The 8,406-nt window shown below is 43.2% G+C and carries 6 protein-coding genes; 5 read left to right on the forward strand and 1 reads right to left on the reverse strand.

Translation table 11 applies throughout. From position 1 onward, the window contains the following. Positions 1 to 247 precede the first annotated feature (247 nt). Positions 248 to 703, reverse strand: coding sequence for a type I restriction enzyme HsdR N-terminal domain-containing protein (locus C5S62_RS06310; protein WP_104404557.1), 456 nt, complete (start codon positions 701 to 703; stop codon positions 248 to 250). Between the two features lie 108 nt (positions 704 to 811). Between C5S62_RS06310 and C5S62_RS06315 the strand changes: the two genes are divergently transcribed. The 5 genes from C5S62_RS06315 (at position 812) to C5S62_RS06335 (ending at position 8,291) form a co-directional block, all read left to right on the forward strand. Further along, positions 812 to 1,588, forward strand: a complete 777-nt coding sequence (locus C5S62_RS06315; RefSeq protein WP_172486269.1) for an AMP nucleosidase — start codon at positions 812 to 814, stop codon at positions 1,586 to 1,588. Between the two features lie 76 nt (positions 1,589 to 1,664). Then, positions 1,665 to 2,702, forward strand: coding sequence for a DNA polymerase III subunit delta (gene holA, locus C5S62_RS06320; RefSeq protein WP_104404554.1), 1,038 nt, complete (start codon positions 1,665 to 1,667; stop codon positions 2,700 to 2,702). A 1,191-nt stretch (positions 2,703 to 3,893) separates the two neighbouring features. Next, positions 3,894 to 4,499, forward strand: a complete 606-nt coding sequence (locus C5S62_RS13255; RefSeq protein WP_223301170.1) for a helix-turn-helix domain-containing protein — start codon at positions 3,894 to 3,896, stop codon at positions 4,497 to 4,499. A 359-nt stretch (positions 4,500 to 4,858) separates the two neighbouring features. Further along, complete coding sequence (locus C5S62_RS06330) at positions 4,859 to 5,974, forward strand: iron-containing alcohol dehydrogenase family protein (protein ID WP_104404555.1); 1,116 nt, start codon at positions 4,859 to 4,861, stop codon at positions 5,972 to 5,974. A 115-nt stretch (positions 5,975 to 6,089) separates the two neighbouring features. Then, a complete protein-coding gene (locus C5S62_RS06335; protein WP_104404556.1) occupies positions 6,090 to 8,291 on the forward strand; it encodes a ComEC/Rec2 family competence protein in 2,202 nt (733 codons plus the stop codon). Positions 8,292 to 8,406 lie beyond the last annotated feature (115 nt).

The raw sequence follows: 8,406 nt of genomic DNA on the forward strand, positions 1-8,406 counted from the left end.
ACTTTCTGAGGCTGTAGCGGATGGCCGCCTGCGGTATTCCTCCCCTTCCAATCCCATCTTGGACGGTGACGGCAACGTCATCAAGTCTACTCGTTGGTTTTACAGTCCGCTGGAATTGGAGTAGTTATTGGTTTCTATCGTTTTGTCGGTAGTGTTAAGGTATATCTTCTCTTTCTCCGATATTTATATATTCAGTCTGATATAGTTCACTTTATTCGTATGAGTTGTGTTGAGAGATTTCTGTAGCTCAGCCCAATTCTTCGTAGTGTGGAATGTCCCGAAGATATTCCACCTGTGCTTCGGCATAGTTCATTTTGCAACAGTAGTGGACTAAACCATTTGAAACGATAAGATAGTCGGCGCGCAGAATGCTGTTGTAGGAAGCTATTTGGTTGAAGACATTTTGTGTGATACCTACACTGGGAGCTTTGTATTCTATAATGAGGCGCGGCCTCCCACCCTGACGGTGATATAAGATGCTGTCGCAGCGGCGGTCGGCACCGCCTACCGTTATACTTACCTCATTGGCCAAAAGGGCGGAAGGATATCCTTTGTATTCAACAAGAAAGTGGGTGAAATGTTGTCGTACCCATTCTTCGGGAGTAAGGGCCACATACCGGCGGCGCAGAAAATCGAAGATAACGGTGCGTCCTTCTCTTCGGGTCGTTTTTATAGTGAATGGCGGCAGGTTTAATGAAATCATTTCGCTATATTTGCAGTAGAAACCAAGGAAAAATGGGAGCGGCATAGACGTAAGGATATAACAATGTCTGACGCCAGGTTGCTTCTTTCCTGCAAAAATACGAAGATTATGGTGACCAAACAAGAAATTGTCAACAATTGGCTTGGGCGCTATACCAAGCAGCCGCTCGAAACATTCAGTGACTATATTCTGCTTACGAATTTCAATAATTATGTTGATATGTTTTGCGATCAAATGGGCGTGGAACGTGTTGGATTTGATGCCAATATGCGTGCTGTTACAGCTGGTGGCATTACAATGATTAATTTCGGTATTGGAAGTCCTAATGCAGCCCTGATTATGGATTTGCTCAGTAGTGTAAAACCTAAAGCTTGTCTCTTTTTAGGCAAATGTGGTGGCATTTCCGACAAAACTCATCTGGGGGATTATATTTTGCCACTGGCCGGTATTAGAGGAGAGGGTACCTCTAACGATTATTTTCCTTCAGAAGTGCCGGCTTTACCTGCTTTCATGTTGCAGCGGGCTGTTTCTACAGCCTTGCGCGACAATAGTTATGATTATTGGACTGGAACGGTTTATACCACAAATCGCCGTGTGTGGGAACATGATGAGCGTTTCAAAAGTTATTTGCGTGAAACACGTGCCATGGCTGTAGATATGGAAACTGCAACGCTTTTCTCGTGTGGATTTTATAATCATATACCAACAGGAGCGTTGCTCTTGGTGTCTGACAATCCGATGGAACCTGATGGAGTCAAAACGGAGCAGAGCGATAATAAAGTGACCAGAGATTTTGCCGCCACGCATGTGAGGGTGGGCATTGAGGCCGTGAAGCTTATTATGGGAGAGCGGAAAACGGTCCGACACTTGAAGTACGATTGGTAAATTAAATAGAGGAAAGTACGCATACGGTATTCTTCATTTATATAGCTTGGATTTATTATTTAATATATAGAATAAAATGGCAACTTTTCTAGCCAAAAGAGTATCGGGACCAACTCCCGAAGAGATTTGCCGTGATGTCAAGGCTGGTAATATCAAGCCTGTTTATTATTTGATGGGTGAGGAGAGCTACTACATTGATCGTGTAGCTGACTTTATTGTGGATTGTCTGTTGAAACCAGAGGAGCGTGATTTCAATCTGATGACGTTTTTTGGAGTTGATGCGGATATTAATAGTGTGATATTGGCGGCAAAGGGATTTCCTATGGGGGCACAGTATCAGGTTGTCGTTGTAAAGGAAGCGCAGAATATACGTGACATAGACCGTTTGGAGTTTTATTTGCGTCAACCACAATCGACTACCGTTATAGTGTTTTGTCATAAAAACGGAGTGCTTGACCGTCGCAAAAAGATAGCAGGACTTATCGAAAAGTCCGGTGTTCTCTTCGACTCGAAAAAAATGAAAGAGGCTGCGCTTCCTACGTTCATACGTAATTATCTTCGGAAGCGACAACTGACCATAGATCCTGCAGCAACAGCATTGCTGGCAGAGTATGTCGGTAGTGACCTTAATCGTATGGCTGGAGAACTTGACAAACTTTGCATAGCCAAAGCACAAGGTGAGAAAAACATTACCTCTGGACTGATAGAGCGTCATATAGGCATTAGTAAGGATTTTAATATTTTTGAGCTACAGGATGCTTTGGGGCAAAAGGACGTGTTAAAGGTGATTCGTATTGCGAATTATTTTGATAAAAATTCAAAGGAAAATCCTCCTCAAAAGATCCTTCCGGCACTTTTCCGTTATTTCACTAATGTGATGTTAGCTTATTATTCACCAGATAAAACGGAGCGCGGAATAGCTGTATGGCTTGGAGTGAATGAATGGCAGGTGCGTAAGAATGTGATGCCGGCCATGCGTTATTATTCAGGTGTGAAAGTTATGAAGATCATAGGAGAAATACGCCGTACAGATGCTCGTTTAAAAGGGGTGGGGAACCCTGGGATTCCCGGAAATGAATTAATGAAAGAACTTTATTATTTTATACTTCATTGAAGTTTTGTTTATGATTGTTTCAGGTTCTCCTTCTCCAATTTTTATCTGATGTTCTGATGTTCCGTTGATGGATTCTTTAATTTGGAATTTCGTATTTATATCTTTTTAAAATCGAATATTTAGGTAAAACTTTAGAAAAATCCGGAAGATTATTAAGGAATAGAATAATCAGAGAATATAACTAATTAAGTTTGTTCTCTGATTATTTTATTTGTTCGATAGTCTTCTGTTTTAAATATTACACGTGTAGAAAATGTAAATCATATCCTTTTTTTCTCATTCAATCCATAAGTTTGACGTTTTTTTAGACAATTATTGGGGTTATGAGGGGTATTTTATCTGAAAAATGGAGTTATTAGACGGGGATTTAATTTTTTTCTTATCTCAAATATTATTGGTTTTATATTGTCGTTATAGGTTGAAATTTAATTATTTACACTGTTTTTATGTGCTCTGAGATTTTCATAGAAATATTTTCTTTATGTCTATCTTATTTTAATTATATTCTTTACGAATTCACTAATTTAGTAGTCTATAATTCAAATATGTATAGTATGCCCTTGTGAAATATATAAACATGAATCAATAAACAAAAATAAAATAGACGCACTTGATATTGTTTTGTAAATATTTGACATTTTATATTTTATAAAAATACACAAAATAAAACCAATTTCAAAATCTAAATTTACTGTTATATGTTTTAATAGTAATAAATATTCATGATTTATTTCATGCTTTATTACACTGTATACTAGATGTATAGCTGTTTTTTTTGTGTTGTTTGTAGTGTGTTTATGTCGCTGATATCCGTAATGTTATCTGATATATAGATTAATGCTTATTAATAGTAATATATAAAGCTATCAAAATCAGTGTTTTCTTGTGTTTATACCAAAGTTTATCATAAATGTAAATAAGACCTTTTGTTTTGTATATGTAAAATTAAAAGATGGTCTTTTAATGTGTGTTTTGTGGTTGTAAATAAATATTGTGGCAATTGTTGATTTGTGTTTTGATATTTAAAAGTAAAAAAGTTGTTTATGTCGTTTGTTATTTATATTTTTGTAAACTGTAAGATAAACCTCTTATTATAGTACTTCCAGACCGAAGGAGATGCTTTGGATGGCTTCGATCGTGATTGGGAGAATTTTTAAGAGAGAGGTATATATTGATACTTGTTTATATATAATGAAAGAAAGAATTCGTCAAATAATGGATCAGGCAAAATTGTCTCAACAGGATTTTGCTGCTAAATTGGGAATATCACCAGCCTCGTTGTCGAGTATTTTTACAGGACGTACAAACCCAACCAATAATCATGTGATGGCAGTTCATCGTGCTTTTCCTGACATCAATATAAATTGGTTAATGTTTGGTGAAGGTGATGCCCATGTTTCTATGAATAATTCTCTTGGGGATGATGTGAACAGTAATGCTGGTATTTCTTCTGAAGATTTTCATGCGTCACCAGAAGATGAAAATATGTTTCATCCTTCTATTGCCGGATTCGGTATGTCGGATGTAGTGAGCCATTCTGTTCATGGAGACGCTCCCACTTTATTCTCCGGGCAAGGTTGCGGTCAGGCTGGATATCCGGAAAAAACTTTGGTGAAAGGATCTCCTAATTCTTCTTTGGGAGGAGTGCTTCCAAAAGAATTTCGGGGAAGTCGTTCACCTTCTTCATCTTTTGATAATAATACGAATTTTATTGACAAACAAGTTCGAAAAATTAAAGAAATACGTGTGTTTTTTGATGATGGAACTTATGAAGCTTTTGTCCCTTCTTCTAAATAAAATCAGATGTTGTTTTTTGTGATATTTTTGGAGTGTAAAGCGGAGTATTAGAGGAAATGTTGTAAGCTTTTATTGTAAAAAATGAGAGCCGGCTATTAAAATAGTGATTGATGCTATTATTAGTAGTTGGCTTTTTCGTATATTTGCGGTAATTGTCAGTCAGATGTTTGTTTTTCATAGAACAAGGCGAAATTTAATTTGCCTATAGAAGAGAAATCTTTCAGCTGATATGCACAGGAGTTGTACTATAATTTTGTGATCTGGTACAATATGACTTTTAGATAAGAATACGGCCAGAATCCTATTGGATATGTTGTTTATTTATCCTTTGAAGATATGGCTGTCTGTAAATGAAAAACATGGTCTGGGAATATTTACAACCAGTTAGAATACGGTTTGGCAATGGGCTAATAGCCTGCCTGTCGGAAGAGATAAGACATTTGGGGAGGCATCGTGGCCTGTTGGTCACCTCTCCTTCGTTTGTATACCGCGGCGTAGCCGGTAAAATAAAAGAAGCATGCAACGGCTGCCTGGACGGTACCTTTAGCAATGTGTCGCCCAATCCGGATGTAACGGAGTGCGATGCTTGTGCAGAACAGTTGCGTGCAGGCGGTTATGACTTTGTGGTAGCATTAGGAGGGGGCAGTGTCATTGATTTGGCCAAAGCCGCAGCGATGATTTGCCTTACTTCTGATAGCATTGCAGATTATCTGGATACGGGTCGTGTATTGCCCGAGGCGCGTTTGCCTCTCATTGCTATTCCTACTACAGCCGGAACCGGGAGTGAGATAACCGATGTCAGTGTATTGTCCGATCATGTCCGCAGACTGAAAGTGCCTCTTAAATCCGCAAGTCTTTATCCTGTTGTAGCCATTGTAGATCCGGAACTTACTTATAGTCTGCCACCTCATCTCACCGCCAGTACAGGTTTCGATGTGCTTTCTCATGCCATCGAAGCCTATTGGAGTTTACATCATCAGCCGGTCTGCGATGCTTTAGCCGTACATGCCGCCGGCTTAGTGTTACGTTATCTGAAAGCGGCTTTTGAGGAACCGTTATCGGCTGTGGCGCGCGAAAAAATGGCCGAAGCCTCCGTTATGGCAGGATTGGCTTTTACATTGCCTAGAACCACTTCCGTGCACGCCTGTTCTTATCCTTTGACCAATTTGTTGGGCATTCCTCATGGAGAAGCCTGTGCTTTGACACTCGACCGTTTTATCCGTCTCAATGCTGCTGGATGTGAGCGTGTGGAAGCATTGGCCCGTTTGCTGGGCTATGCCGGTAGCGGGGCCTTAGCGGATGCCGTTGTCTCACTTAAGCATGTCACGGGTATGCGGTGTGATTTGTGTGATTTTCATCTCTCTGACGAGCAGTTGAATGAGTTGGTATTGGGTAGCCAACATCCCAATCTCCGTAATAATCCCATTGAGATAACTCCAGACATGCTACGCGAACTCTATGTGTCCTTGCGTTGACCACTTCCGTCCGTTCCTTTTCTTTTTTCGGCTGGCCCTCTACTTTTTACTGTAAAATGGAGAACAATGGTCATAACCTGAACCGGAAATTCTGTATCTGATAAAATAAAGATCCTTGCAAACCTATCTTCCGCCACGTTCTGTTTTTAGTGAGCACCCCTTGATCGGTCTTGTGCTCCCTTTCATGGCAGGTATAGCGGCAGGTGAGTGGGCTTATAGCATCTTTTCCGGTTGTTGCGCTTTTTTGTTTGTAGCTTCGCTGGCAGTTGCTGTTGGCGGATATGTCTTGCAAGTTTTCCGCCCGTTGCAGTTCCGTACTTCCCGTTTTAATTTAGCCGTTGTTTCCATTAGTATTGGTCTTATGGGAATGGCCTTGCTGGTTAACCAGCGTGACAAGCTTCAGCCTTCGTGGCCTGTCGGAGCACAGACATTCCGCGGTATGATTATGGAAACTCCACGCGGAAGTTCCAAAGCACATCAAGTTGAAGTTAGTCTTACCGGTGGACAGTATGATGGTTTGAGAGTACGTCTGACGCTCATGCGAGACACCATGGCGCTCCATACCGCATGTTCTGTGCCGGAAGTTGGCAATACGCTGCTTTTTTACACGTCAATAGAGCCATTGCGTGCTTCCGGCAATCCGGGAGATTTCGATTATGCCGCTTGGTTGCGCAGGCATGGTATTTCAGGAACAGGGTTTTGTGCCGCCGGTTACTGGCAGTTGTCGGAGACTGCCGCCAGCCATCTTCCTCTCACCGTTAGGTTGCATCGTTGGCGCAACGCACTTGTGCGGCGTTATGCCGAATACTTTCAGGGGCGCGATCTTGGCGTCATAACCGCCATGACACTTGGCGACAAGACGCACCTTGACCGTGACACGCGTGAGGTTTATTCACAAGCCGGTGTGAGCCATGTCCTGGCGCTTTCCGGACTACATCTCAGTATTTTGTTTGCCTTGTGGAACAGTTTTCTGCAGCCCCTCTTCCGATGCCGCCGTCTGCTGTTCATCGGTGCCTCCCTCGTCGGGGTGGCAGTCTTGTGGAGTTTCGCAGCCTTGGCCGGTTTACCTCTTTCTTTGGTACGTGCTACGATAATGTTCACTGTGATGCAGATGACAGGTTGTTTTCGTGGTCATAGCTTTTCGCTCAACAATCTGGCACTGGCAGCCTTTATCATTCTGACCGTTTCTCCTCAGGCACTTTTCGATGTCGGTTTTCAGCTGTCGTGTCTTTCCGTAGCCGGCATTCTGCTCATAGTTCCTCGTCTGCCACAACCTTTTCTTCTTCGCCGTGAAGCAGAACGGCAACCCTATCTTGTCCATCGGCCCTTGCTCCGGACCCTGTTTCTTACGGGGCGTTACAGTCGTTTTCCCCGCACTGCTTGCTGCTGGTTTTGGCAGTTGGTACAGGTGTCTTTTGCTGCACAGGTCGTTACTCTGCCTTTAGTGGCTTACAGTTTCCATACGGTAGCTCCTTATGGTCTTTTGGCCAATTTGCTGGCAGTACCCCTTGTGTTCCCTTTGTTGGGATTGTCCGTGGTGTTTCTGCTGCTTCCTTTTTCTCAGCCTTTTCTGGCAATGTTCATAGGCGGCTTGCTGCGTTTGCTCGATGGGGTGCTTGCCGCTGTAGTCCGTCTGCCTGGCGCCGCTTTGGCCTATTCTCCGCCACTTGGCGCTGTAGTAGCGTTTTATCTTTTTGTTGTCTTTGCTTTGGCAGCATCGCGCTGGCGGCGTCCGGTCTACGTGTATTTAGCTGGCATCCTGTTTGCCGTTGCCGTAGCCTTGGCGCTTTTAGCGCGTTCGCCGTGGTGGGTTCCCCGGCAGGTTATTGTCTATAATTTGCATGGAACTACGGCAGTCCATCTCGTTGAAGATGCCCGTCGGAGCTATTTGTGGTCACCTGCTCCGTTGCGTGCCGACAGCGTGCTGGCTCCCTTGCGCCGCAACTGTTGGGAGCCGTGCGGAGTGGCGGCGCCGTGCCTTTTGGGCGATAGTCTTGTGGAGCCTCACCTTTATGCCGTTGACGGATTGCTGGCTTTTGGCGGTTGCCGGCTGGCGATTCTCCATCGTCCTCTGACCGGTAAGTTGCCGGTTGAGCCGTTGAATGTCGATTTTTTGGTATTGGCGTGTGGCTATGGTGCGTCATTGCACGCGGCGCTCAGGCGTTATCGTCCGCGCGTTGTTGTGCTCGATGCCTCGCTCACCGATTATTATCGCCGGCGTTTTGCCGGCGAAGTGCGCAATGCCGGTTTGGAGTTGTATGACGTCAGGCAGAAAGGCGCATTGGTTGTCCCTTTAGATGACCGCCGGCCGTTTTAACACAATTTGCTTTTGGTCTGAAAATGTTGTATCTTTGTAACAGCAGAGCGGGACTTTTCCATGGAAAGTCCCGCTTTTTCAGTGTTTTTCAGGTATGTTCCGGTGGGTTTTTACG

The organism is Prevotella sp. MGM2 (assembly GCF_002933955.1).
Lineage (GTDB): Bacteria > Bacteroidota > Bacteroidia > Bacteroidales > Bacteroidaceae > Alloprevotella.

Excerpts from the sequence above, each read along its gene's own strand:
- C5S62_RS13255 (WP_223301170.1), top strand. The coding sequence starts at position 3,894 with ATGAAAGAAAGAATTCGTCAAATAATGGATCAGGCAAAATTGTCTCAA.
- C5S62_RS06330 (WP_104404555.1), top strand. The coding sequence starts at position 4,859 with ATGGTCTGGGAATATTTACAACCAGTTAGAATACGGTTTGGCAATGGG.
- C5S62_RS06310 (WP_104404557.1), bottom strand. The coding sequence starts at position 703 with ATGATTTCATTAAACCTGCCGCCATTCACTATAAAAACGACCCGAAGA.
- holA (WP_104404554.1), top strand. The coding sequence starts at position 1,665 with ATGGCAACTTTTCTAGCCAAAAGAGTATCGGGACCAACTCCCGAAGAG.
- C5S62_RS06315 (WP_172486269.1), top strand. The coding sequence starts at position 812 with ATGGTGACCAAACAAGAAATTGTCAACAATTGGCTTGGGCGCTATACC.